This is a genomic window from Massilia sp. 9096 (assembly GCF_000745265.1).
Classification (GTDB): domain Bacteria; phylum Pseudomonadota; class Gammaproteobacteria; order Burkholderiales; family Burkholderiaceae_D; genus Telluria.
In genome coordinates this window covers 3,008,930-3,032,540 of sequence record NZ_JQNN01000001.1, presented here as the reverse complement: position 1 = coordinate 3,032,540, position 23,611 = coordinate 3,008,930, and the positions used below count along the sequence as shown (strand labels likewise).

The window sequence follows — 23,611 nt, the reverse complement described above, 5'->3', positions numbered from 1 at the left end:
AACAAAACGGCGGCTCGCGGCCGCCGTTCTTCATCGGGTGAACACGCCGATCACAGCATTTCTTCGATCATCTTGCGCAGCTTGGCCGAGTCGGCGCAGAAGGCGCGGATGCCTTCGGCCAGCTTCTCGGTTCCCATCGCATCTTCGTTCAGCATGAAGCGGAAGGTCTTTTCGTCGATCGCGATCTTTTGAACGTCGTCACCGGCGTCGGCGCTCAGCTTGCGCTCGACCGCGCCTTCGGTGTCGGCCAGCTTTTGCAGCAGGTCCGGCGAGATGGTCAGCAGGTCGCAGCCGGCCAGTTCCAGGATCTGCGAGGTGTTGCGGAAGCTCGCGCCCATCACTTCGGTCTTGTAGCCGAACTTGCGGTAGTACTGGTAGATGCGCTTGACCGACTGCACGCCCGGATCGTCGGCGCCTTGATAATCGGTGCCGGTCGATTTCTTGTACCAGTCGTAGATGCGGCCGACGAACGGCGAGATCAGCTGCACGCCCGCTTCGGCGCAGGCCACGGCCTGGCACAGCGAGAACAGCAGGGTCAGGTTGCAGCGGATGCCTTCTTTTTCCAGGATCTCGGCGGCGCGGATGCCTTCCCAGGTCGAGGCGATCTTGATCAGGACGCGCTTGCGGTCGATGCCGGCCTTTTCGTACAGCGCGATCAGCTCGCGGCCCTTGGCCACCGTCGCTTCGGTGTCGAACGACAGGGCGGCGTCGATCTCGGTCGAGACGCGGCCCGGTACGTACTTCAGGATCTCGGTGCCGAAGGCGATCAGCAGGCTGTCGATGATCGCGTCGATCGAGGCGCCGTTGGCGTCGGCGACGGCCTTTTCCAGCAGCGGACGGTATTCCGGCTTCTGCACGGCTTTCAGGATCAGCGACGGGTTGGTGGTCGCGTCCTGCGGCGCGTAGGCCTTGATCGACTGGAAGTCACCGGTGTCGGCGACCACGGTGGTGTACTGCTTGAGCTGTTCGAGTTGGTTCATGGTGCGTGCAAGGTAGTGGGAATCCGAATCCCGTGATTGTAACGCCGCGCGCGTTTCGGGCCGCAATTTCGCTGCCTCAGTTGGAAAGCGCATCCCGGCATACGGCGCGGCGAGCCAATGTAGAACTCGACGCTGCGGTCGAGCTCGAGCACCGCCAGCGTCAGGTGATTCAGTCCGGTCAGCAATCGGTGGCGGCGACGAACGCCGCGACCATCGCTTCCAGGCCGGCCTTGTCTTCGGGCGAGAAGCGGTCGAGGGTCGGGCTGTCGATGTCGAACACGCCGACCAGCTTGCCGTCCTTGATCACCGGCAGCACGATTTCCGAGTTCGAGGCCGAGTCGCAGGCGATGTGGCCGGGGAAGGCGTGCACGTTTGGCACGACGATGGTTTCGCGCTTGACGGCGGTGGTGCCGCACACGCCGCGCCCGAACGGGATGCGCGCGCAGGCCGGCTTGCCCTGGAACGGGCCGACCAGCAGGTCCTGGCCTTCGCCTTTCTTGCTCGGCACGGTCAGGTAAAAGCCGGCCCAGTTCAGGTCGGAGAGGGTGTCGTAGACCAGGGCCGAGAACTGCGAAGCGTTGGCGGTGAGGTCGCGCTCGCCTTCGAGGACGCTGGCGACCTGGCGCACCAGCAGGTCATAGTCGGGACGGGTGCTGCGTTCGGGATTGATGTGCATGATGGATGAGCGGTCGATGTTGCCGGGTTGCTGTTGATGGTTAAGCCAAGCGCCTATTGTAAGGGAGCGGCGAGCCGTGCGCTCGGCCGGGCGCGGCGCGCCTACAATCGGCTGCCCAGCCTTTGGCGACAACGCCGCGGAGATGCCATGAGCAACGCAACCCAGCCGATCGAGCCGTCGATCGAGCCATTTCGCATCGCCATTCCGGATGCCGACCTGATTGAGCTGCGCCAGCGCCTCGCGCGCGTACGTCTTGCCCCCGGCCTGCAGGAGCAGGGCTGGCACCAGGGCGTCAACCCCGGCTTCCTGTACGGCCTGCTCGACTACTGGGCGCGCGATTTCGACTGGCGCACCCAGGAAGCGCGCCTGAACGCCTTGCCGCAGTACCTCGCGCAATTGAAAGGGCGCACGATCCACTTCGTGCACCAGCCGGGCAAGGGTCCGGCGCCGCTGCCGCTGGTGCTGACGCATGGCTGGCCGGGCTCGTTCATCGAGTTCGAAAAGCTGATCCCGCTGCTGGCCGACCCGGGTGCGCACGGCGCCGATCCGGCTGACGCCTTCCACGTGGTCGTCCCGTCGCTGCCCGGCTACGCCTTTTCGCCGAGCGACGGCCACAAGGGCACCGGCACTTACGAGACGGCGGCGCTGTGGGCGGCCCTGATGACCCAGCTGGGCTACGAGCGCTTCGGCGCCCAGGGCGGAGACCTCGGCTCGAACCTCAGCAGCTGGCTCGGCATCCGCTTCCCCGAGCGCCTGATCGGGATGCACCTGAACTACATCCCGACCTCGTACCAGCCACCGCTGGGCGACGGGCAGCCGCCCCTCACGCCCGAGGAACAGGCATGGAAGAAGCGCCAGGACGCATGGAAGGAGGAAGAGGGCGCGTACCGGCGCATGCATGCGACCAAGCCCTACACGGCGGCGGCCGGACTGAACGATTCGCCGGCCGGGCTGGCCGCCTGGATCGCCGAGAAATTCCACGCCTGGAGCGACGACTTCGACAAGTCGATTTCGCTCGACACGCTGCTCACCGACATCAGCCTGTACTGGTTCACGCAAACCATCTTTTCGTCGTTCCAGATGTATGTCGAAGACAGCGCGCGTCCGGTCAAGCCGGAAGGCCGGGTGCAGCCGCCGATCGGCGTGGCGGCCTTCCCCTCTGAAATCCCGATGCCGCCGCGCAGCTGGGCCGAGCGCTGCTTCGACGTGCGGCGCTGGACCGAGATGCCGGCCGGCGGCCACTTCGCCGCGCTCGAGCAGCCGCAACGGCTGGCCGAGGAAATCCGCGCCTTCTTCCGGCCCTTGCGCGAAGCCTGAACCGCCTGCGAATTTGCCGAACCTGCCACCATGCGGCGCGTCTAATCCACGGATCATCCCCATCCATGGAAGGAGACGTCATGAAGAAGTTCGCTCTTGCGCTCGCTGTCGGCGCATTCGCAATGGGCAGGTTCGGCACGGCCCAGGCCCAGTGGTACAACCAGCCGGCCAACCCGTCGCGCTACTACTTCGGCCTGGCCGCCTCCTCGGCCGACACCGATTTCAAGGTGCCCGGCGTCGCACGGACCGGCGATACCAACTGGGAAACGTCCTGGAAGGCGTTCGTCGGCGCCGACTACGATCCCTGGGTCGGCGCCGAGCTGGGCTACATCGACACCCGTACCGATGACTTCACCTACGCCGCCAACGGCGTCAACGGCCGGGTCGGCAGCCGCGGCTACAACATCTACCTGGCCGCCAAGGGCCGCTATCCGATGCCGATGTTTCCGCAGGCGGAAGTGTTCGGCAAGCTGGGCGTCGAATACAGCCGGCGCAAGCTCGACGCCGGTCCTTTCCTGGCCTCGAGCACCGACGACAACATCGGTCCCTATGTCGGCGTCGGCGCGCTGTGGAACTTCACGCCGCAGTGGGCCGTGGTGGCCGAGTACGAGCGTTTCGGGCGCAGCAAGAACATCGGCGCCAGCGCCGACGTGCTGACGGTGGGGTTGCGCTTCAATTTCCCGACCTCGTTGCGCTGACGACGCCGGCCCGTCGCACGGGCGCACGCGAAGTTCAGCGCGCGTCCCGCCTTGCGGTCGACCAGCGACAAGGGCAGCACGGTGTCGTTCGAGGATTATGCCGTCGCGCTGGTCGACGAGATCGAGCGGCCGGCGCACGTGCGCCAGCGCTTCACGGTCGGCTATTGATCAGCCGCTCAGTTACCCGATAAAGGAATCGAACTGCATGTCGAATTCCTGCAGCGCCTTCTGCGCGTTCTGCATCTTCTTGCGGAACTCGGGACCGCGCTGCAGCGCCAGGCCGACCGCCAGCACGTCGATCACGACCAGGTAGGCCAGGCGCGCGGAGATCGGCGTGTACGGGTCGGTGGCGAACACCAGGTCGATCGGGATCAGCAGGCTGGCCATGTCGGCCAGCTGTGTGCCCGACGGCGCCAGCACGATCACCTCTGCGCCGCCGCGGCGCGCCAGCTTGGCCGAGCGCACCAGCGCCGGGTTGTTGCCGCGCTGCGAGATCGCGACCAGCGCGTCGCCTTCGCGCAGCAGCGCCGCGGCGATCGAGTGGATGGTCGGATCGGTGTAGGCGACGGTCGGCACGCCCGAGCGGAAGAATTTATGTTGCGCGTCGGCGGCCACGAAGCCCGAGGTGCCCTGGCCGTAGATCTCGATCTTGTTGGCGCGCGCCAGGATGTCGAGCGCCTGTTGGATCAGCTCGGGTTTGATGTTGTTGCGCAGGTCGAGCAGGGTGTTGATCGAGCGGCTGCAGATTTTATTGACGAGGTCGGCGGCCAGGTCGTCCTGGGCCGGCTGCTCGCTGGCGCCGGGCAGGGCCAGCGCCAGACCTTGCGCCAGTTTCAGCTTGAACTCATGCCAGCCGTCGTAGCCGAGCGTGCGGCAAAAGCGCACCACGGTCGGCTCCGACACCTGGGCGTTGCGCGCCAGGGCGGTGATGTTCTGGCTGACCGTCGCGCCGGGCGCGGCCAGCACCGCGAGCGCGACCTTGCGCTCCGACTTGGAGAGCGAGTCGAGCTGGGTGCGGATGGAATCGAGCAGCACGTTCTGGGGGCTCCGGTCAGTCTTCCGGCAGCGCTTCTTCGCGCCACTGCAGGCCGTCGCGGCCGATCAGGGCGGATGCCGCGGCCGGACCCCAGGTGCCCGAGCTGTACGGCGCCGGGGTGGTGTCGTCCTGTTCCCAGTGGTCCAGGATCGGCTCGACCCATTCCCACGCCGCTTCCAGCTCGTCGCCGCGCATGAACAGGGTCAGCTGGCCGCGCAGGACGTCCAGCAGCAGGCGCTCGTAGGCTTCCATGCGCGGCGACTTGAACTGCTCGCGGAAGTCGAGTTCGAGCTCGGCCTGCTTCAGGCGCATCGAGTCGCCCGGGGTCTTGGCCATCAGGTTCATCGACAGGCCTTCGTCCGGCTGCAGGCGGATCACCAGGCTGTTGGGCTGGAAGCTGGACGTCGGCTGGTTGAAGATCGAGTGCGGGATCTGCTTGAAGCGCACGACGATCTCGGCCAGACGGTCGGCCATGCGCTTGCCGGTGCGCAGGTAGAACGGCACGCCGGCCCAGCGCCAGGTGTCGATCTCGGCCTTCATCGCGACGAAGGTCTCGGTCTTGGAATGCTGCGGCGCGTTCGGCTCTTCGCGGTAGCCCGGCACCTGCTGGCCGTCGATGTAGCCGGCGCGGTACTGGCCGCGCACGATGTTCTGCGACAGCGTGGTCGGCGTGAAGCGCTTGAGCGAGCGCAGCACCTGCAGCTTGGCGTCGCGCACGGCGTCCGGCGAGATCGAGGCCGGCGGCTCCATCGCCACGATGCACAGCAGCTGCAGCAGGTGGTTCTGCAGCATGTCGCGCAACGCGCCCGAGGTGTCGTAGTAGCCGAGGCGGTTGCCGACGCCGAGCTTTTCGGCGATGGTGATCTGCACGTCGCTGATCCACTCGCGCCGCCACAGCGGCTCGAACAGGATGTTACCGAAGCGCAGCGCCAGCAGGTTCTGCACGGTCTCCTTGCCGAGGTAGTGGTCGATCCGGTAGATCTGCGATTCGGCGAAGACGCGGCCGACGTCGGCGTTGATCTGCTTGGCCGATTCGAGGTCGCGGCCGAGCGGCTTTTCCAGCACCACGCGCGAGGCCGGCGTGACCAGCCCGGCCTTGGCCAGGTTGTCGCAGATGCGCGCGAACAGGGCCGGCGGCGTGGCCAGGTAGTAGACCCGGGTCAGGCCGGTATCGGTCGAACGCGACATGCCGGTGTCCGGACGCAATGCATCGGCCAGCGCGCCGTAGCTGGCGGGGTTGCCGGCGTCCAGCTGCACCCAGGTGATGCGGGCGAGGAAATCGCGCCAGGCCCCCTCGTCCACGTTTTCCTTGATGTGCGGCTTCGAGTTCGTTTCGATCATGTGCAGGAAGGCTTCCTGTGACAGGTCTTCGCGTCCCACGCAGATGATGCGCGCGCTGGCCGGCAGGTCGTGCGCCACGTCGCGCGCATACATGGCGGGGAGCAGCTTGCGCATTGCGAGGTCGCCGCTGCCGCCGAAGAAAACGAGGTCGAAGTCGGAAATTGCCATGGTATCGGTCGAGAATAAGTTACTGTAAATTTACTACACGATTATCGATCGCGCAAGAAATTTTACTACGTGAGCTCACGGGTAAGAAGGGCGCAGGATGGCGAAGCGAGGTGATATGGTGCCACATCACCTTGCCAGCCGGCGCGCACAGGGGTGGCGCGTGCCGATGGCGGATATGGGTGTGCGGACCATTCAATGAAGTTGCCCGCAAACTGAATGAGCGGCCAAGGAAGACTTTAGAATACCAAACACCCGCTGAACGATTCAGCCAACTTGTTGCGTCGACCAGTTGAATCCAAGGCCAGGAGCGGACCTTCGATGTCCAACGACTCCGCTCGGTCCACAAGTGATTCTGGGATTTTTAAGGACTTTATGAAATGAGTGAAGTGGCTCGCGGAAACGTTTTGAAAGCGTATCTTGAGATTGACCCGCAGAGCCAAAGTTGCGGCAGGATCTGCCTATTTTTGGACGGTTTCAATTGGATCGAATTCGCTGGAGTGACCTTGAAGGACGGGTTCGTTTTGCCGTCACCGCTTGGGTGCAACTGCACAGTCACAGACATTTCTGATCGGAAGTGGGCACTCGCGGATTATGAAGTCAGCTTCGCATCCTCTTACTCGGATGAAGGTACTTTCTACGCGAAGCTCGTCAACCAACGTCAAACCATAGACTTGTAGAAAACCGCTGCTAGGACTTCGCCGAACTCATGCGCTCTACAAAGTTTGAACGTCTGCTTCGGGTCGGAAGCAGACGTAGTCGTACGTCTGGAATCGGCCAGAAGCGGTCGGTCGCCAAAAAACCAATCGAACGTAAAGCATTTCCGTGTAGCGCAGCCACGTCTGACCAAACGAGCAATATTTGGTGAGAGTTGACGCCATGAGTTCGCTATACAATTTCTTGCCGTGGCCGATGCTTACTAGCGTTCGGGACCATAGACAACTCAGCTAAGGACGATGCGATGACAGTCAAAAGTGTTCTACTCATGGGGCTTTTTTTAACTGGTTGTGCTAGCCAGACACCTTCTCCGCAAGCCGCGAACAGCCCACAGCAAGTTATATCAATGGCCGCAGAATCAGCAACTCAACCAGTATTCACAACGGTAGCCCTGCAGGTGCGAGCGGTCGGGAGCCAGCACGATGTCACGTATCTCAACTCCGAATTGGACTACCGCGACCAAAGGAACATTTCGATTGCAATTTCTCCAGCCGCACGGATGAAGGTTGAGGCCGTATTCGGTGGAGACCTGTCGAAGTTCGCCACTGGTAAGCATATCTTGGTAAAGGGGCGTGCTCAACGCGTGACCATCTGGTTCTTCGATAGCAATGGTCAGCGTAGTGACAAGTACTATTATCAGACGCAAATTCCCGTATCAGATCCAGCTCAGATTCAGATTATCTAAGTGTTGAGGCCATTATCGCCTGGCATTTCGAGCTAGGTCCGCTTTGGGTCGGTTCCTGCCTGTCGTGACCGTTCGTGATGTTTCCGCTCAGTCAACCTGCTATGCTGACCTGGACGGCTGAGTTCGGCCAAAAGCGGACACGCATGAACCTCAAGACGATGACCTCTGACAGCGTTAAATTAGCGAAAGAAGTTCTGCTCAGCAATGAAGCTGTGCGATTCGGTGTATTTGGCATTGTTGCAACGTCTGGGTATTTCCCTCCGCGCCAGTTTTTAAACGAGTTTTTACGGGCAGGAACCGATCCATGCGACCAAGACCAACGAATGCCGCCTTGGAAACCGTTCTCTCTGAGTGCGGACGACTATTTGATCGTTAAGGCATGGTGGATAGCTCGTCACAGTGGAGCAGTCGAGTCTTCGTTAGGTGCGACCAACTGGAACGATTGGGCCGTAGTCGTCATACACGATCTATGAACGTCTGCTTCAGGTCGGGAGCTGACGTAGCTGCAGGTCTGCAATCGGCCAGAAGCGAACGGCTACGTGGTCAGCCGATGCAGTTGAATTTTATCGATAACAACCCATAAAATGAAAATTCCTATTTCAGGCAGATGTGCATGCGGATCGATCCGCTACACGAGTGCGCGAGAGCCTATTGCCATGATCAGTTGCCATTGCAGCGATTGCCAGCTCTCCAGTGGCGCACCTTTTGCGTCCGGTATCGTTGTCATGGCCGCAGATCTTCGGGTTAGCGGTACACCGAAAACCTACGCTGTGACTGCAAGCAGCGGTGGGCTCGCCACCCGTAGCTTTTGCGCCGACTGTGGCACTCCCTTGTTCACGACCAGCGAAGCAAATCCACAATTCACGTCGATCCGATTTCCCTCATTGGACGATACTGCCGATTTCAAACCCATGCTCGACATCTATACCGCTAATGCGCAGCAATGGGTATGCCTTGATCCGGCAATTCCTCACTTCCCACAGTCGCCCCAATAGGGGCTGTGCCAAGGTGTGCTTTGGTCGGAAGCAGCTTGTGGAGACAATTCGAGAGTTTGTCAGACCAGCAACCTGCTATCCTTGCTCGACCGTCCGCTGCCGGCCAATAGCGGCCATAAAACTCGTCAGGAGAAAGTCATGTTCGTTTTGCTTTATCGGTGGAGCCATGAAAATATCACTCTTGGGCGTAGTGCTGGCTTTGGCCACCTGTACTGTGGCGAATGCACAGGAATCGCTTTTTGTTGCGCATGTCGAGCGCGTGACCTTAGAACCACGCGGCGGCCAGTACTGCGCGGACCCTTGTGCGGCTAACAGCCATCGCGGTCGTGACGGAACTGCATATGTCTGTGTTTCAAACGAAGGAGGCTGTGAGAAGACCGAATTCGTAGTTGATAGAGCGCTACTCGGCGATATGCAACCTGGACCGCATTCGTTCGATACCCGAATTGGCGAATGGGGAGGTACGCATTTTCCGATCACTCATGAACCCATCCTCGTGCACATGAAGCCAGGGTTCGTCGAGTGGGCCCCTGTCACAGTCAAGGATGGCCGGGAAGTAGCGCAAGTCAAGGCGTTCCGACATGGCGGGATCGTTAGTGGTGTCGACCTACGATCACTCGCAGACGGCAACGAGGACAGCGTGACACTCAACGTTCTGATCGAACATCTACCCACGCGGCAATAAATAGAAAGCACATCGTCCGCTTTGGGTCGGTCGCTGACGGTCGCGACAGGCCGCAACCGACCCGAAGCGGACATCCACATCCGTAGCTTTGACAGCAAGCTCGACGGTGTATGAGAACCTCTCGCTTGGCAAGCTTTGACAGGCTGTGTCATCATCGCCAATTCAGCTTACAAGCTAAAATGATGCATGCCTACTGACGTGGAAAGAATTGGCTTTGGTGGAGGTTGCCACTGGTGCACGGAAGCCGTGTTCGCTTCGCTGCGTGGTGTTATCCAGGTAGAGCAAGGATTCATCCGCGCCGATGCGCCTGACGACGATTTCTCCGAAGCCGTGGTGCTCACGTTTCAACCAGAGAACATCTCGCTCGGGTCGCTGATCGAGATCCATTTGCGGACGCATTCAAGCACCTCGAACCACGCTATGCGGCAGAAGTATCGCAGCGCAATTTACGTGATGGATGATGCCCAGGCCGAGGCTGCACGGCGCATCCTGACGGAAGCCGGAACGGGATTCGATGCGCCTCTTGTTACCCATGTCCTACCGTTTCGAGCCTTCAGGGCATCGGACGAGCGCTTTCAACGCTACGCCGAAAAGCATGCGGGTGGTCCGTTCTGCGCCACTTATATCGACCCCAAGCTGGCGTTACTCAAAAAGGAATTCGGCGGTTTTTTGAGGCCGGTATCGGAGTGACGGGGAAATCCGGACGCCTAGCATTTGAAGGCGTTCCGGTTTCTTCGCGCTCCAAGGCGCCACCAAGGCGGCGCCCAAACCCGCGCCGTCAGTCGCGGTACTCCGGCTGCGGCAGCCCCGCCACGTCCACCGCAAACGCCAGCACCTTGCCGCTGGCCGGGAACTGTTCGAGTTCCGCGTTCGAGCGCTCCTTGGCGGCGCTGGTGACGTACAGGGTGCGCAGGTCCGGCCCGCCGAAGGCGATGCAGGTTGGGCAGCGCAGCGGCAAGTCGATCTGCTGCAGCAGTTCGCCGGTTGGCGATAGTTTCAGGATGCGGCCGCCCTCGAACATGCAGACCCAGTAGTTGCCTTCGCTGTCCATGGCCGCGCCGTCCGGACGGCCGCCGTAGGTGCCCGAGGTCTTGTCGGCCTCGAAGGTGACCAGGTTGCGCCCGTTGGCGGGCGTGCCGGTGCGCGCGTCGTAGTCGTAGCAGTCGACGCGGTGGCTGGTGGTGTCGGCGTGGTACATGGTCTTGCCGTCCGGGCTCCAGGCCAGGCCGTTCGAGTTGGTCGTGGCCGCTAGCGAGGCCTGGCGCAGCCGGCCTTTCTCGAACACGTGCATCTCGGCGCGGGGATGGTCGCGCGGCTCATAAATGGTGCCGACCCAGAAGCGCCCGGCCGGGTCGACGCGACCGTCGTTGAAGCGCTGGATCTTGGTGTCGTATGGCGCAGCGGCCAGTTCGGTGATGCTGCCGTCGACCGTGTTCAGGTAGAGCAGGCCGGCGCGCGTGGCCACGATCAGGTTGTTGTCCTCGTCGGGTGCGACGGCCGACGGCTCGGTCGGCGTCTGCCATGCCGAGTGCTTGCCGCTGGCCGGGTGCAGGCGGTGCACGGTCTTGCCTTCGATGTCGACCCAGTACAGCGCCGACTCGACCGGGTGCCACACCGGGCACTCGCCGGTCTGCATCGCTTCGTCGTGGACGATGGTGAAGCCTTCGGTTTTCATCTTGAGTCCTTTTTAAACTGCAGCCTTCGCGCGTGCGATCAGGCCATTGGTCGAACTGTCGTGCTGGGCCGGTTGCGCCTCGCCGTTGAGCTCCGCCTCGATCTTCTTGGCCAGCACCTTGCCCAGCTCGACGCCCCACTGGTCGAAGCTGTTGACGTCCCACAGCGCGCCCTGCACGAAGGTCTTGTGTTCGTACAGCGCGACCAGGGCGCCCAGCGTGGCCGGGGTCAGGTACTCCATCAGGATCGTGTTGCTCGGGCGGTTGCCGGGGAAGGTCTTGTGCGGCGCCAGGCGCTCGATCTCGTCCGCCGGTTGGCCGGCCAGGTCCTGGCGGACTTCATCCGCCGTCTTGCCCTTCATGAAGGCTTCCGACTGGGCGAAGCAATTGGCCAGCAGCGCGGCGTGGTGGTTGTGGAACTCGTGGGCCGGGCGCAGCGCGGCGATGAAGTCGATCGGCGTGACGTCGGTGCCCTGGTGCAGCAGCTGGAAGTAGGCGTGCTGGCCGTTGGTGCCGACGTCGCCCCAGATGGTCGGGCAGGTCTCATAGTCGGTGATGACGTCGCCGGCGCGCGTGACGCGCTTGCCGTTGCTTTCCATCTCGAGCTGCTGCAGGTAGGCCGGGAAGCGGTTCAGGTCCTGGTGGTAGGGCGCGATCGAGACCGAGGCGCAGTCCAGGAACTCGCGGTTCCAGAAGCCGATCAAGGCGAGGATGGTCGGCAGGTTCTGTTCGATCGGGGCGTTGCGGAAGTGCTCGTCCATCGCGTGCGCGCCCGCGAGGAAATCGCTGAAGTAGCCGAAGCCCACGCACAGCGCGACCGGCAGGCCGATCGCCGACCACACCGAATAACGCCCGCCCACCCAGTCCCAGAACGGGAACATGTTGGCCGGGTCGATGCCGAACTTCTTGATGGCTTCGACGTTGGTCGAGACCGCGACGAAGTGCCTGGCCAGCGCTTCTTCGCCGGCGCTCTGCAGGAACCACTGGCGCGCGGTGTTCGCGTTCATCATGGTCTCGGCCGTCGTGAAGGTTTTCGACGCGATGATGAACAGCGTGGTTTCCGGATTCACGCGCGACAGCGCCGCGTCCATGTCGTGCCCGTCGACGTTCGAGACGAAGTGCATCGTCAGGCGCGGATGGGCGAACTGGCGCAGCGCCAGGCAAACCATCTTCGGGCCGAGGTCGGAGCCGCCGATGCCGATGTTGATCACGTCGGTGATCTGTTTGCCGGTATGGCCGACCCAGTCGCCGTTACGCACGGCGTCGCTGAAGGTCTTGACGTGGTCGAGCACGGCGTGCACGTCGGCGCCGACGTCCTGGCCGTCGACCGTGATCTGTCGGTCGCGCGGGGCGCGCAGTGCGGTGTGCAGGACGGCGCGGCCTTCGGTCAGGTTGATCTTCTCGCCGGCAAACATGGCGTCGCGCAGGCGCTCGACGCCGCGCTCCTGGACCAGCGTTTTCAGCAGTTCAAGCGTGCGCCCGTCCAGACGGTTTTTTGAATAGTCTAGGAAGAGACCGGCGGCTTCGACGGACAAACGCTCGAAGCGCTGTGGATCCTGCGCGAACAGGTCGCGCATCTGCCAATCGCGCGCCTTGGCGGCATGGTTCTGGAGCGCCTGGTAGGCGGCGGTGCTGGTGAGAAGAGGTTGGCGCATGGTGTTTGGACGGTATGATGTCATTTTATGCAGATTATCGAATCATACAGGAATCGGCCGTAAATTCACTACATAAAAGCGGCGCCCGGGGCGCGCCCGGCTGCTACGATCGAGGCGCCCGACGGCGCACGCTGGCAGTGCCGGCACACGCTCCGGTGTTGGTCAAAGGCCGCTCAGCCGCTGGGCCTACGCCCCGGGCGCGCCGTTTGGCAACAATAAAAATTTCCCACCGAAATGCGCTCTCCCGCATTTCGTAGTAAAATTTCAGAAATCTAATTCACAAGGAAATGATCATGGCGGTCCATCCCGTAGTTGAACAGGTAACCAATCGCATCATCCAGCGCAGCCGCCCCTCGCGCCAGGCCTACCTGGCGCACCTGGACGCGGCACGTATCAAGGGCGTGCAGCGCGGCGCGCTGTCGTGCACGAACCTGGCGCACGGGTTCGCCGCCTTCCCGGCCAACGACAAGCTCAAGCTGCGCGAATACAAGCAGCCGTCGGTGGCGATCGTGTCCTCGTACAACGACATGCTGTCGGCCCACCAGCCGTTCGAGTACTTCCCGAAAGTGATCAAGGACGCCGTGCGCGAAGTCGGCGCCGTGGCCCAGTTCGCGGGCGGCGTGCCGGCCATGTGCGACGGTGTCACCCAGGGCCAGCCGGGCATGGAACTGTCGCTGTTCTCGCGCGACACGATCGCCATGTCGACCGCGATCGCGTTGTCGCACAATATGTTCGACGCCAGCCTGTACCTGGGCATCTGCGACAAGATCGTGCCGGGCCTGTTGATCGGCGCGCTGCACTTCGGCCACATCCCGGGCATCTTCGTGCCGGGCGGTCCGATGACTTCGGGCCTGTCGAACAAGGAAAAGGCCGCGATCCGCCAGCGCTACGCGAAAGGCCAGGCCACGCGCGAAGAGCTGCTGGAAGGCGAAGCCGCCTCCTACCACGGCGCCGGCACCTGCACCTTCTACGGCACCGCCAACAGCAACCAGATGCTGATGGAGATGATGGGCCTGCATCTGCCGGGCGCCGCCTTCATCACCCCGGGCACCCCGCTGCGCGACGCGCTGACCGCCGCCGCGGCCCGGCACGCCGTCAAGATCTCCCAGCAGGGCGGCGACTACATGCCGATCGGCCATATCGTCGACGAGAAATCGATCGTCAACGCGATCGTCGCACTGCACGCCACCGGCGGCTCGACCAACCACACGCTGCACCTGGTGGCCATCGCGCGCGCGGCCGGCATCGTGATCGACTGGAACGACTTCGACGAGCTCTCCAAAGTCGTGCCGTCGCTGACCCGCATCTATCCGAACGGCGAAGCCGACATCAATTACTTCCAGGCCGCCGGCGGCCCGGGCTTCGTGATCCGCGAACTGCTGGACGCCGGCCTGGCCCACGAGGACGTCAACACCATCCTCGGCCGCGGCCTGCGCGCGCACTGCAAGGAGCCGTTCCTGGACGGCGACAAGGTGGTCTGGAAGGACGTGCCGGAGCAGAGCGGCGACGAGAGCGTGCTGCGCAAGGCGAGCAACCCGTTCGCCCCGGACGGCGGCCTGGTACTGGTGCAGGGCAATCTGGGCCGCGCCGTGATGAAGATCTCGGCGGTCAAGAAGGAATACCACATCGTCGAAGCCCCGGCCCTGACCTTCGATTCGCAGGAAGACTTCATGCACGCCTACCAGGCCGGCCAGCTGAACCGCGACTTCGTCGCCGTGATCCGCTTCCAGGGTCCGCGCGCCAACGGCATGCCGGAACTGCACGCGCTGACCCCGGCGCTGTCGAACCTGCAGGACGCCGGCCACCACGTCGCGATGGTCACCGACGGCCGCATGTCGGGCGCGTCGGGCAAGGTGCCGGCGGCGATCCACGTGTCGCCGGAAATCCTGGCCGGCGGTCCGCTCGGCCTGGTGCGCGACGGCGACATCATCCGCGTCGACGCGACCGCCGGCACCCTGGAAGCGCTGGTGCCGGCCGACATCTGGGCCGCGCGCAAGCAAGCCACGGCCGACCTGTCGTCCAGCCACATCGGCATGGGCCGCGAGCTGTTCGACGTGTTCCGCAAGTCGGTCAGCGCCGCGGAAGAGGGCGCCGCCCACTTCCCGCTGCCGTCGCCGATCGCGACCACCGTACCGCTGCACGAAGGCACCGACAGCGGCGAGATCATGCCCGGCTCGGACGAAGATTTCCTGTTCCGCAAAACCAACTCCACGAAATAAGGCAGACAGCCCATGAGTACCGAAATGAACCTGCTTGACATCATGCGCTCCGCGAGCGTGATCCCGGTCATCGCGATCGACGAACCGGAGCACGCCGTTCCCCTGGCCAAGGCCCTGGTCGCCGGCGGCATCCGCGTGCTCGAGGTGACCCTGCGCACCAGGCACGGCCTGCAGGCGATCCGCGACATGGCGCAAGTCGAAGGCGCGATCGTCGGCGTCGGCACGCTGACCCAGCCGGAAGAATTCGCCCAGGCGCGCGACGCCGGCGCGGTGTTCGGCGTGTCGCCGGGATTGACCGCCGCGCTGATCCAGGCGGCCAAGTCGAGTGGCTTGCCGCTGCTGCCGGGCTGCATGACCCCGTCCGAAGTGATGGTCGCGCGCGAAGCCGGCTTCAAGCAGCTGAAACTGTTCCCGGCGGTGCCGGCGGGTGGCGTCGGCATGCTCAAGGCGATCGCCGGCCCGCTGCCGGACGTGACCTTCTGCCCGACCGGCGGCATCTCGATCGAGACCGCGCCGCAATTCCTGGCGCTGAAGAACGTGGCTTGCGTGGGCGGCTCCTGGCTGACCCCGGCGGACGCCATGAAGAATGGCGACTGGGACCTGATCACCGAGCTGGCCAGGTCGGCGGCTGCGCTGCGCAAGCCGGCCTGAGGTCCTTGCAAGGTCTCGCCTGGCGCGTAGCTTAACGGCAGGCGGGACGAAGAGGGTGGCGCTGCCGTTCGGCGCCGCCGCCTGCACACGGCATGACGCGGCCTTGCCGGGCTGTTTTGCTGTCGCTGTTGTACGATCCACGCATGGACAAGGACATCAAAGCATGGGCGCCGGCATATCGTGATGGCCAGCGTTACGGATCACATCGTTCGCGCGCGCTGACGCGCAGCGAAATCACGATGGCAACGCTGCTGTTCGGCCAATCCATCGACTACGGGCGGGTCCGCATCCATGCGCGCCGCTACATCCCATTTCAACCGAAGAACTGCTGCATGACGCCGAACGGCAGCATGTACTTTCACCATTCATGTTTTCTCCCGGATTACACGCGCGGCGATCCGCCGGTCGTGCATTGGTTCCTGCATGAGATAGTGCATGTGTGGCAGCATCAACTGGGGTATGCGGTACGCCTGCGCGGAGCGGTGCGGATCGGGCTGTCCTACGACTACGAGCTGGCGCCGGGCAAGACGCTGGCAGACTTCAACATGGAAGCGCAGGGCGATCTGCTGGCCGATTACTTTGTGCTCAAGCACCTGAATTCGTCGCGATCCATGCGCCAGCGGCGTTACGCGCACAGCCTGCATCTATATGAAGAGGTGCTGGCGGACTTTCTTGGCGATCCGGCCAGCGTGGAGAATCTGCCGCGCGATTACGGGCGCTGGCCACTGCTTCTCAAACTGTAGCGTTTCATATGCCTTTAGCGCCGCCTTGCTTCTCGCGTAATCTGCGACGAAGCCGGGCATTATCGGCCACGACGCCGACAAGAACGACAGTCGTCAATATGCACGCCGCATCGTTCCCCAAATAGTGCCAGAATGCCCAAGCGAACAAGGAAACTCCAGCGCCCGTAACGAGCAACAGTACGAAGTCTTTCATTAACGCACCTTGCATTGCTTGTAACAGGTGCGATCTGACATTGTCGGATCGTAGAGTCCGGGCATTCGAAGCAGAAGCGATGTAAGCCATGGGCGCTTTAACTTCCATTTGGATGCCTCTAGCAGCACATCCGCCAGCGAAGTGCCGCTGCTTAATGTTCGGCCTGTCGCAACTGCAAGGCTACCGATCAGTGCTCCGGCGTAATAGGCAGCGCCTAATGATCCCATCACAGTCAGTTTCTCCAGTTTGGTGCCCGCTCCCACCATTTCCATCACAGTCACTTTCGTCCCGAACTTGTCAATGTAGGCAAGGATCGCACTGATTGTCGAGATAGCAAGTGCTTGCGTTCCGTAGAGGCTTTCCGGTGGTGGGGTGAGCCCGAGACCTTCCATATTTTCTTTGAAGTATTTATAGAATTCCGACATGCTTTGCCTCCGTTGACGTTGAACGGCAATTCTTGCCTGGCTGCTTAGGGCATGCTTGGGAGGGGGCAGGACGTAGGGTCGAGCAAGATCAACCCGCCTGTTCCAGCATTTATACGTCGAAAGTTTTTGGGAGCGATTGGGCGACTTAACAAAGGAAAGGCCGGAACTTGGCTCGAAGCCATCGCCCGGCCCGGCAGCATCAACGCTGCGACTGCTTGCGCCGGCGCGCCACGACCATCAGCCCGCCCACCGTCAGGAACATCAAGGCCATGTTCGGCTCGGGAACCTGTTCCGAAGCCAGCTGTGCCGATGCGTAGCCCTGCAGCGCCGCCGCGGTCGAGCTGTCGATGCCGAGATCGCGTGCGACGCTGTCGCCGGCGCCCAGCAAAGCAGGATCGAGTCCGGTGACGCTGCCGAAGATCGTCAACGCTTCCAGATAATAGCCGTACGGGCTGGCGTGGTAGTTTTCCGGCGCCCACAGGTCGATCTGGCCGGCACCGATGCCGTCATATGGGTTGGCGTCGGCCAGGCCGCCGTCGATTGCGCGGTTCCAGGCCTGGCCTACCGGAATCACGCCGTTGATGAGATTGGAGGCGGCGTCGGCGGCGTTGTAGCCGTTGCGCACGTCCAATGCCATCTGTTCGATCGGCTTGCCGAGCCACGGGCTGTTGGTTTTATAGGTCAGGTCGGCGCGCGACCAGGTCGAGGTCAGCATGACGTCGACGTTCGGGTTGATGTCGTGGAAGGCTTGCGCGAGCAATCCGGAATACTTGATGAGCGTCGACGGATCGCCCGGCTTGGACGCGTCCAGCGTGCTGTAGCTCTGCAGCAGCACCTTGTCGTAGGAGCCGAGAACAGTGTTGAGCTTGTTGTTGTAGTGATAATCGACACCGACGCCGGGCACCGTTTCCAGGCTGACGTCGTAATGCAGTCCCGCCTCCACCGTCATGGCCTTGAACAAGGCTGGCACGCCACCGATGCCCGAGTGGTTCAAGTCATTGACCGTGCCCGGCTGGTAATTCTGGACGATGGGTGCGGCGCCTGCCGGTTCACCGTAGGTATAACTGTTGCCGATGAACAGAATGGTGGTGGCTGAAACGGGGGCCGCTTGCGCTGCCAGCGCGAGCGCGCCAAGGACCGCGGCGCTCGTCTTGAGCAGGCGGGAAGAAATATGCATGGTTGTCTCCGGTTGGGTGTGTCCCGGGCATGGCTCGGGTGTCCAACACGAAAGCAAGCGCTATGCCATTTGGGTAGCCGCCCGGGTATCAGATCATGATCTTCATTTGAATACCTGCCAGCATAACGTTGAATGTAAGATTTATCGACATTCAAAGATGATTTTCGGTAACAAATCAGTCGCGCGTGGCCAGCGCCACGATCGCCGCGCCGGCCGCGACGATGAGGGCGTCTTCGATCAGGCCGCTGCGGGTCTGACCGATGCGCGCCATGGCCTGCTTGCGTGCGGCGAGCGTCAGGTAGGCCAGCGGCACGGCGGTGGCCACGGCCACGGCGGCGCCTTCTTTTTCCTCGCCCTCGGGCGCCAGGGCGGCGCCGGCGATCGCGGCGCTCATCACGCGTGCGAGCAGGCCGAGGGCGACCGTGCGGTCGGGCGCACTCTTCATCTTGTCGCCGAACAGTTCACCCACGCCCATGGCGAGTGCGCCGTATTTGAAGACGGGGCGGTCGAGCAGGGCGAGCGTGCCCGGGGTGTCGCGGCCGGCCAGGCGCGCCGTGGCGATCGTGGCCATTGGCGTCATCGAGCGGGCGCTGGCGACGGCGCCGATCAGGATGGAAGGAAGCAGGCTGCGCAGGTTCATCGTCGATCTCGTATAGACATGTGGATGAGCCCAGCTTACCAAAGGCGGCGCCGGCGCGCCGCACGGGTCAGCCTGGCATGGCCCAGGCCGGCGCCGGCGCCGGAAAAGGGCGGAGCGGCGCCGGACACGCTGCACGCTTGCAAGCTCGACCTTGCGCGTACTCAACAGCCACCCCACGCACCATCGTAGGCTTTGCCTTGCGTTTTTTCATACACGAGGCAGCCATGCACACCCGAGACCCGAGCGGCATCATGCTGGCAACGCTGTTGACGGCGATCCTGATGGCCGCCGTGCGGCCGGCCCAGGCCCGGGTCGGCCAAGCCGAGGTACGCGAAGGGCCGCGCGGCGGACCGTGCTTCACGATCAGTCCGCGCGAGGAGCGTCTCGGCACGTCCGACTTTCAGGCCGTGAGCGTGTCGGACGGGCGGCGCCAGCTGTGGACGATGCGCATGCCGCCCGGGCGCAGCTTCCCGCTCAGCTTTTCGATGTGCGTGCCCTACGGCGGCCGCGTGGCCGCGCTGCCGCGCAGCGCATCGGCGGCGCTGGAAGCGGGCCGCGTCTACACCCTGCACATCGACGCGCGTCCGCGCAGCCACGCCGCGGCGCCCAGCTACGAGGCGCGCTTTTGCCTGGCGCGCCAGCGCGACGGCAGCCTGCTGGTGCACCAGATCGTCAGCAGCGACCGCGAAAGCCACCGGCTGTACGGCTGCCTGCCACCCGAAGAATGACGGGCGCATGCCGCACCCGGGGTGATCAGAGCGAGGCCGCCAGCGCCTCGGCATCGGCGCCGGCCGGGATGCGCATCGGCGCGTTCGGATCGGTCACCGCGCGCCACACCGCCTCCGCCACGTCGGCGGCCTGCGTCAGCGGCCCGGTGTGGCCGCGCATGGCGCCGAACACCGCGTCGAGCATCGGCCGGTAGGCTTCCGGCATCTCGCCTTGCATGCGCGGGCCGGCGTTCTGGCCGAAGTTGGTCGTCGGCGCCATCCCCGGCAGCACCAGGCGCGCGCGGATGCCCAGCGGCGCCAGCTCGAGCGCGAGCGACTCCGTGAATGCGTTCACGGCCGCCTTGCTGGCCGTGTACACCGACAGCAGCTGCAGGGGTTTCAGGGTCACGGTCGAGGTCACGTTGACGATCGCGCCGGCGCCGCGCGCGCGCATGGCCGGCAGCACGGCCTGGGTCAGTGCAATGGTACCGAGCGTGTTGGTCTCGAACACCGCGCGCGTGGTCGCCATCGGCGTGGCTTCGAGCGGGTACAGCATGCCGATGCCGGCATTGTTGACCAGCGCGTCGATCGGGCCGGCGGCTTGCACGGCGGCGGCGATGCTGGCCTCGCTGCCGACGTCGAGCGCCAGCACGCGCAGGCGTTCGGACGCCGGCAGCAGGTCGGTGCGCGGCGTGCGCATGGTGGCGACGACGTTCCAGCCGCGTTCCAGGAACAGGCGCGCGGTCTCGAGACCGAAGCCGGACGAGCAGCCGGTGATCAATACGGTTTGCATGATGGGACTCCTTGTAGAGGGTGTAACGGAACGATAGCCGAGCCGCGCCGGACGGGCTACAATCGGAAGTCCGAGAAAATTTCGCGAGAGTCCAGAGATGAATCCACAGACGCATCCAGAGACGAATCCGGCGACGATCGATCCGCTGGCCGAAGTCGTCGGCTTGCTGCAGCCGGCGGTGCGCTTCACCAAGATCGTCGGCGCGGCCGGACGCTGGGGCGTGCGCCGCCCCGACACCGGCCAGCCTTCGTATTGCGCGGTGCTCGCAGGGCAGTGCCGCATGACGCTGCAGGGCGAGGCCCCGCTGCTGCTGCAGCCCGGCGACTTCGTGCTGGTGCCGGCCACGCGCGAGTTCTCGATGGCGAGCCTGGAAACGCCGGGCGAGCGCGATTTCGCCACCCCGCCGTCGTTTCCCCGCCCCGGCGAAGCGCGCCTGGGCGACCACGACGCGCCGGTCGACGTGCGCTTCCTGATCGGCCACTGCGTGTTCGATGCGCCCGACGCGGCACTGCTGGTGTCGCTGCTGCCGCGTTACGTGCACGTGCGCGGCGAGGCGCGCCTGGCGACCCTGGTGGCGCTGCTCGACGACGAGGCCAGATCGGACCGGCCGGCGCGCGAGGTCGTGATGGCGCGCCTGCTCGAGGTGCTGCTGATCGAGGCGCTGCGTTCGAACAGCGAGACCGGCGCTTCGCCCGGCCTGGTGCGCGGCCTGCTTGACGCGCGCCTGGCCGCGGCCCTGCGCCGCATCCACGAGGCGCCGGCGCGCGCCTGGACCGTGGCCGAGCTGGCGCAGGAAGCGGCGCTGTCGCGCTCGGCCTTTTTCGAGCGCTTTGCGCGCGCGGTCGGGGTGGCGCCGATGGAGTACCTGCTGGCCTGGCGCATGGCGCTGGCCAAGGACTTGCTGCGGCGCGGCGGCTGCGCCATCGCGCAGGTGGCCGAGCGGGTCGGCTACAGCTCGGCCAGCACCTTCAGCGTGGCGTTCGCGCGCCATATCGGCGTCCCCCCCGCGCGCTACGCGAATGCGACGCGCGCGGGCGCGGAGCCGGTCGCGCAGGCGGCGTCTGCATGAAACCTGAAAAAGCGCGAAAATACGCGTTTACGTGTCATCTCGATAGGCTTCGATTCATCATGTCAAACACTGCTACCTTGCCGGTTCGTCCGCGCGTCGACATCAACCCGACGCCGCTGGGCGTGTCGCTGCTGCTCATCGTGCTCGGCGCGCTGTATCTCGCGCAGGCGGTGAGCGCGCGCCAGGCCGCCCTGTACGTGGTCGGCGCGCTGCTCGGCGTCGCGCTGTACCACGCCGCCTTCGGCTTCACCTCGTCCTGGCGCGTGTTCATCGCCGACGGCCGCGGCGCCGGCCTGCGCGCGCAGATGATCATGCTGGCGGTCGGCGTGGCGCTGTTCTTCCCGGCGCTGGCCGCCGGCACGCTGTTCGGCGCGCCGGTCAACGGCCTGGTGTCGCCGGCCGGCACCTCGGTCATCGTCGGCGCCTTCATCTTCGGCGTCGGCATGCAGCTGGGCGGCGGCTGCGCCTCCGGCACGCTGTACACGGTCGGCGGCGGCAGCACGCGCATGCTGGTCACGCTGGCCTCGTTCGTGGTCGGCTCGCTGATCGGCACCGCGCACATGCCGTTCTGGACCTCGATGCCGCAGCTGCAGCCGATCTCGCTGGTCAAGACGCTGGGCTGGGCGCCGGCGCTGCTGCTGAACTGGGCCGTGTTCGCGCTGATCGCGTTCGTCACCGTCGTGGTCGAGAAGCGCCGCCACGGCCGCCTGGTGGCGCCGGAATTGACCACGGCGTCGACGGCGCGCTGGCTGCGCGGCCCGTGGCCGATGGTGGCCGGCGCGCTGGCGCTGGTGCTGCTCAACTTCGCCACGCTGGCGCTGTCGGGCCGTCCGTGGGGCGTGACCTCGGCGTTCGCGCTGTGGGGCGCCAAGGCGGCGTCCTCGATCGGCATCGACGTCGCCGGCTGGACCTACTGGTCGACCAAGGCCAATGCCGCCGCGCTGGCGGCGCCGGTGTCGCACGACGTGACCTCGGTGATGGACGTCGGCATCGTGCTGGGCGCGATGGCCGCGGCGGCGCTGGCCGGCCGCTACGCGCCGAAGTGGCGCGTGCCGCTGCGTTCGCTGCTTGCGGCCGTGGTCGGCGGCCTGATGCTCGGCTACGGCGCGCGCCTGGCCTACGGCTGCAACATCGGCGCCTACTTCAGCGGCATCGTCTCGGGCAGCCTGCACGGCTGGCTGTGGCTGGTCGCCGCCTTCGTCGGCAACGTGCTGGGCACGCGCCTGCGTCCGCTGTTCGGGCTGGAAGTCGAGCGGGTGGTGCAGCAGACTGGCTGCTGACCTGTTTTAATTCAAGGCGTGGCCGCCAGCGGATGCGGCGCCACGCCTTGCGTCGTCAATTTCACCGGCTTGATCGTGCCGTCGGGGTTGAACTCGAGCTTCTCGATGGCCAGCTGGCGGTGGTTGCCGTCCTTGTCGCCGAGCGGGTGGCGGTGGTAGGCGATCACCCAGTCGTCGCTCCCCGGCAGCTGGAGCACCGAATGGTGGCCGGCCCCGGTGGCGACGCCGGGGTCCTGTTCCAGGATCTTGCCGATGCGCTTGAACGGGCCTGAAGGCGACGTCCCCATCGCATACGCCACGCTGTAGTCGGCCCCGGTCCATTCCCCTTCGGACCACATCAGGTAATACATCCCCTTGCGCTTGGCCATGAACGGGCCTTCGACGTACTCTGGATCGGGCGTGATTTCCTTGTAAGTCCGGCCGTCCTTGAACGGCACCACGCTTTTCAGGTCCGGCGCCAGCTTGACCACGTTCAGGTGCTTCCAGCCGCCGTAGTACATGTACAGCTGGCCGTCGTCGTCCTTGAACACCATCTGGTCGATCGGCTGGGCGCCGTTGTGGATCTCGCCGATCAGCGGCTTGCCGAGCGCATCCTTGAACGGCCCCTCGGGCTTGTCGCTGACCGCCACGCCGATCCCGCCCAGCTGGCCGTTGGCCTTGATGTCGTTGGCGCCGAAGAACAGGTAGTACTTGCCCTTGTTTTCGATCGCCGACGGTGCCCACACCGCGTAGGCGGCCCAGGCCACGTCCTTCACGTCGAGCACGCGCGGGTGTTTGGTCCAGTGCACCAGGTCGGGCGAGGAAAACGCATCCAGGAAGGTCTGCGCCAGGAACGGCGCCCAGATCAGGTCCGAGCGTGCGCGCATGCGCTGCTGGTCCGGTGTGAAGTCTGTTTGCTGTCCGGACGGCGCGACGCTGTCGGAATAGGTCGGGAAAATCCAGTACTGGCCCGCGAAGATGCGGATTTCCGGATCGGCGTACCAGCCGGGCACGATCGGATTGGCGGCGTGCGCGTACGCGGCGGCGGACAACAGCAGCGGCAGCAGGCTGCGCTTGAGACGGACTCGGATATTCTTCATCGTGCACCGTGG

Annotated in this window: 24 protein-coding genes and 1 pseudogene; 14 read left to right on the top strand and 11 right to left on the bottom strand. The window is 64.4% G+C overall.

The features are described 5' to 3' along the window. Nucleotides 1-50 precede the first annotated feature (50 nt). Both tal and FA90_RS12985 read right to left on the bottom strand, forming a co-directional pair. Complete coding sequence (gene tal / locus FA90_RS12990; RefSeq protein ID WP_036169319.1) at nucleotides 51-980, bottom strand: transaldolase; 930 nt, start codon at nucleotides 978-980, stop codon at nucleotides 51-53. A gap of 178 nt (nucleotides 981-1,158) precedes the next feature. Continuing rightward, complete coding sequence (locus tag FA90_RS12985; RefSeq protein WP_051971761.1) at nucleotides 1,159-1,656, bottom strand: GAF domain-containing protein; 498 nt, start codon at nucleotides 1,654-1,656, stop codon at nucleotides 1,159-1,161. A gap of 147 nt (nucleotides 1,657-1,803) precedes the next feature. Between FA90_RS12985 and FA90_RS12980 the strand changes: the two genes are divergently transcribed. The 3 genes and pseudogenes from FA90_RS12980 to FA90_RS25700 all read left to right on the top strand — a co-directional run. After that, nucleotides 1,804-2,973 (top strand): epoxide hydrolase family protein, encoded by a 1,170-nt coding sequence (locus FA90_RS12980; RefSeq protein ID WP_036169316.1) that lies wholly within the window; start codon nucleotides 1,804-1,806, stop codon nucleotides 2,971-2,973. A gap of 80 nt (nucleotides 2,974-3,053) precedes the next feature. Further along, on the top strand, nucleotides 3,054-3,671 hold the full coding sequence (locus tag FA90_RS12975; RefSeq protein ID WP_036169314.1) for a porin family protein: 618 nt from the start codon (nucleotides 3,054-3,056) through the stop codon (nucleotides 3,669-3,671). 75 nt (nucleotides 3,672-3,746) lie between these two features. After that, nucleotides 3,747-3,839, top strand: a pseudogene (locus tag FA90_RS25700) (NAD(P)-dependent oxidoreductase); the annotation flags it as partial. A 12-nt stretch (nucleotides 3,840-3,851) separates the two neighbouring features. Here FA90_RS25700 and FA90_RS12970 read toward each other — a convergent pair. Further along, nucleotides 3,852-4,706 (bottom strand): SIS domain-containing protein, encoded by an 855-nt coding sequence (locus FA90_RS12970; RefSeq protein WP_036169312.1) that lies wholly within the window; start codon nucleotides 4,704-4,706, stop codon nucleotides 3,852-3,854. Between the two features lie 16 nt (nucleotides 4,707-4,722). Further along, nucleotides 4,723-6,216 (bottom strand): glucose-6-phosphate dehydrogenase, encoded by a 1,494-nt coding sequence (zwf, locus tag FA90_RS12965; RefSeq protein ID WP_036169310.1) that lies wholly within the window; start codon nucleotides 6,214-6,216, stop codon nucleotides 4,723-4,725. A gap of 958 nt (nucleotides 6,217-7,174) precedes the next feature. Between zwf and FA90_RS12955 the strand changes: the two genes are divergently transcribed. The 5 genes from FA90_RS12955 to FA90_RS12945 all read left to right on the top strand — a co-directional run bounded on the left by FA90_RS12955 (nucleotide 7,175) and on the right by FA90_RS12945 (nucleotide 9,985). Continuing rightward, nucleotides 7,175-7,615, top strand: coding sequence for a hypothetical protein (locus FA90_RS12955; RefSeq protein ID WP_036169305.1), 441 nt, complete (start codon nucleotides 7,175-7,177; stop codon nucleotides 7,613-7,615). 143 nt (nucleotides 7,616-7,758) lie between these two features. After that, a complete protein-coding gene (locus FA90_RS25695; RefSeq protein WP_197065295.1) occupies nucleotides 7,759-8,088 on the top strand; it encodes a hypothetical protein in 330 nt (109 codons plus the stop codon). A 111-nt stretch (nucleotides 8,089-8,199) separates the two neighbouring features. Further along, nucleotides 8,200-8,610, top strand: a complete 411-nt coding sequence (locus tag FA90_RS27705) for a GFA family protein (RefSeq protein WP_081933831.1) — start codon at nucleotides 8,200-8,202, stop codon at nucleotides 8,608-8,610. A 166-nt stretch (nucleotides 8,611-8,776) separates the two neighbouring features. Continuing rightward, nucleotides 8,777-9,295, top strand: coding sequence for a hypothetical protein (locus FA90_RS26465; RefSeq protein ID WP_156116699.1), 519 nt, complete (start codon nucleotides 8,777-8,779; stop codon nucleotides 9,293-9,295). A gap of 186 nt (nucleotides 9,296-9,481) precedes the next feature. Continuing rightward, a complete protein-coding gene (locus FA90_RS12945; RefSeq protein ID WP_036169301.1) occupies nucleotides 9,482-9,985 on the top strand; it encodes a peptide-methionine (S)-S-oxide reductase in 504 nt (167 codons plus the stop codon). 88 nt (nucleotides 9,986-10,073) lie between these two features. On the opposite strand, the gene FA90_RS12940 is transcribed toward FA90_RS12945, so the two are convergent. Both FA90_RS12940 and pgi read right to left on the bottom strand, forming a co-directional pair. Continuing rightward, entirely contained in the window at nucleotides 10,074-10,970 is an 897-nt protein-coding gene (locus FA90_RS12940; protein WP_036169299.1) for an SMP-30/gluconolactonase/LRE family protein, read from the bottom strand. 12 nt (nucleotides 10,971-10,982) lie between these two features. Further along, nucleotides 10,983-12,623 (bottom strand): glucose-6-phosphate isomerase, encoded by a 1,641-nt coding sequence (pgi, locus tag FA90_RS12935; protein ID WP_036169298.1) that lies wholly within the window; start codon nucleotides 12,621-12,623, stop codon nucleotides 10,983-10,985. Nucleotides 12,624-12,916: 293 nt separating this feature from the next. Here pgi and edd point away from each other — a divergent pair, with 293 nt between their 5' ends. The 3 genes from edd (at nucleotide 12,917) to FA90_RS12920 (ending at nucleotide 16,236) form a co-directional block, all read left to right on the top strand. After that, complete coding sequence (gene edd / locus FA90_RS12930; RefSeq protein ID WP_036175569.1) at nucleotides 12,917-14,842, top strand: phosphogluconate dehydratase; 1,926 nt, start codon at nucleotides 12,917-12,919, stop codon at nucleotides 14,840-14,842. Nucleotides 14,843-14,866: 24 nt separating this feature from the next. After that, a complete protein-coding gene (eda, locus tag FA90_RS12925; protein ID WP_036175566.1) occupies nucleotides 14,867-15,493 on the top strand; it encodes a bifunctional 4-hydroxy-2-oxoglutarate aldolase/2-dehydro-3-deoxy-phosphogluconate aldolase in 627 nt (208 codons plus the stop codon). A 143-nt stretch (nucleotides 15,494-15,636) separates the two neighbouring features. Beyond that, nucleotides 15,637-16,236, top strand: a complete 600-nt coding sequence (locus tag FA90_RS12920) for a Rhs element Vgr protein (protein WP_239700727.1) — start codon at nucleotides 15,637-15,639, stop codon at nucleotides 16,234-16,236. Nucleotides 16,237-16,428: 192 nt separating this feature from the next. On the opposite strand, the gene FA90_RS25685 is transcribed toward FA90_RS12920, so the two are convergent. The 3 genes from FA90_RS25685 to FA90_RS12910 form a co-directional block, all read right to left on the bottom strand. Continuing rightward, a complete protein-coding gene (locus tag FA90_RS25685) occupies nucleotides 16,429-16,854 on the bottom strand; it encodes a hypothetical protein (RefSeq protein WP_081933830.1) in 426 nt (141 codons plus the stop codon). Nucleotides 16,855-17,053: 199 nt separating this feature from the next. Continuing rightward, nucleotides 17,054-18,031: a PEP-CTERM sorting domain-containing protein gene (locus FA90_RS12915; protein ID WP_051971759.1), complete on the bottom strand. Its 978-nt coding sequence runs from the start codon at nucleotides 18,029-18,031 to the stop codon at nucleotides 17,054-17,056. A gap of 175 nt (nucleotides 18,032-18,206) precedes the next feature. Next, entirely contained in the window at nucleotides 18,207-18,671 is a 465-nt protein-coding gene (locus FA90_RS12910; protein ID WP_036169296.1) for a hypothetical protein, read from the bottom strand. Nucleotides 18,672-18,895: 224 nt separating this feature from the next. Here FA90_RS12910 and FA90_RS12905 point away from each other — a divergent pair, with 224 nt between their 5' ends. Further along, complete coding sequence (locus FA90_RS12905) at nucleotides 18,896-19,399, top strand: hypothetical protein (RefSeq protein ID WP_036169284.1); 504 nt, start codon at nucleotides 18,896-18,898, stop codon at nucleotides 19,397-19,399. 25 nt (nucleotides 19,400-19,424) lie between these two features. On the opposite strand, the gene FA90_RS12900 is transcribed toward FA90_RS12905, so the two are convergent. Further along, nucleotides 19,425-20,171, bottom strand: a complete 747-nt coding sequence (locus FA90_RS12900; protein ID WP_036169281.1) for an SDR family oxidoreductase — start codon at nucleotides 20,169-20,171, stop codon at nucleotides 19,425-19,427. Nucleotides 20,172-20,268: 97 nt separating this feature from the next. On the opposite strand from FA90_RS12900, the gene FA90_RS12895 reads away from it, so the two are divergent. Further along, on the top strand, nucleotides 20,269-21,240 hold the full coding sequence (locus tag FA90_RS12895) for an AraC family transcriptional regulator (protein ID WP_051971758.1): 972 nt from the start codon (nucleotides 20,269-20,271) through the stop codon (nucleotides 21,238-21,240). A 59-nt stretch (nucleotides 21,241-21,299) separates the two neighbouring features. Beyond that, nucleotides 21,300-22,520, top strand: a complete 1,221-nt coding sequence (locus FA90_RS12890; protein ID WP_036169276.1) for a YeeE/YedE family protein — start codon at nucleotides 21,300-21,302, stop codon at nucleotides 22,518-22,520. A gap of 11 nt (nucleotides 22,521-22,531) precedes the next feature. On the opposite strand, the gene FA90_RS12885 is transcribed toward FA90_RS12890, so the two are convergent. Next, nucleotides 22,532-23,599, bottom strand: a complete 1,068-nt coding sequence (locus tag FA90_RS12885) for a glycoside hydrolase family 43 protein (RefSeq protein WP_036169274.1) — start codon at nucleotides 23,597-23,599, stop codon at nucleotides 22,532-22,534. Between the last annotated feature and the right edge of the window lie 12 nt (nucleotides 23,600-23,611).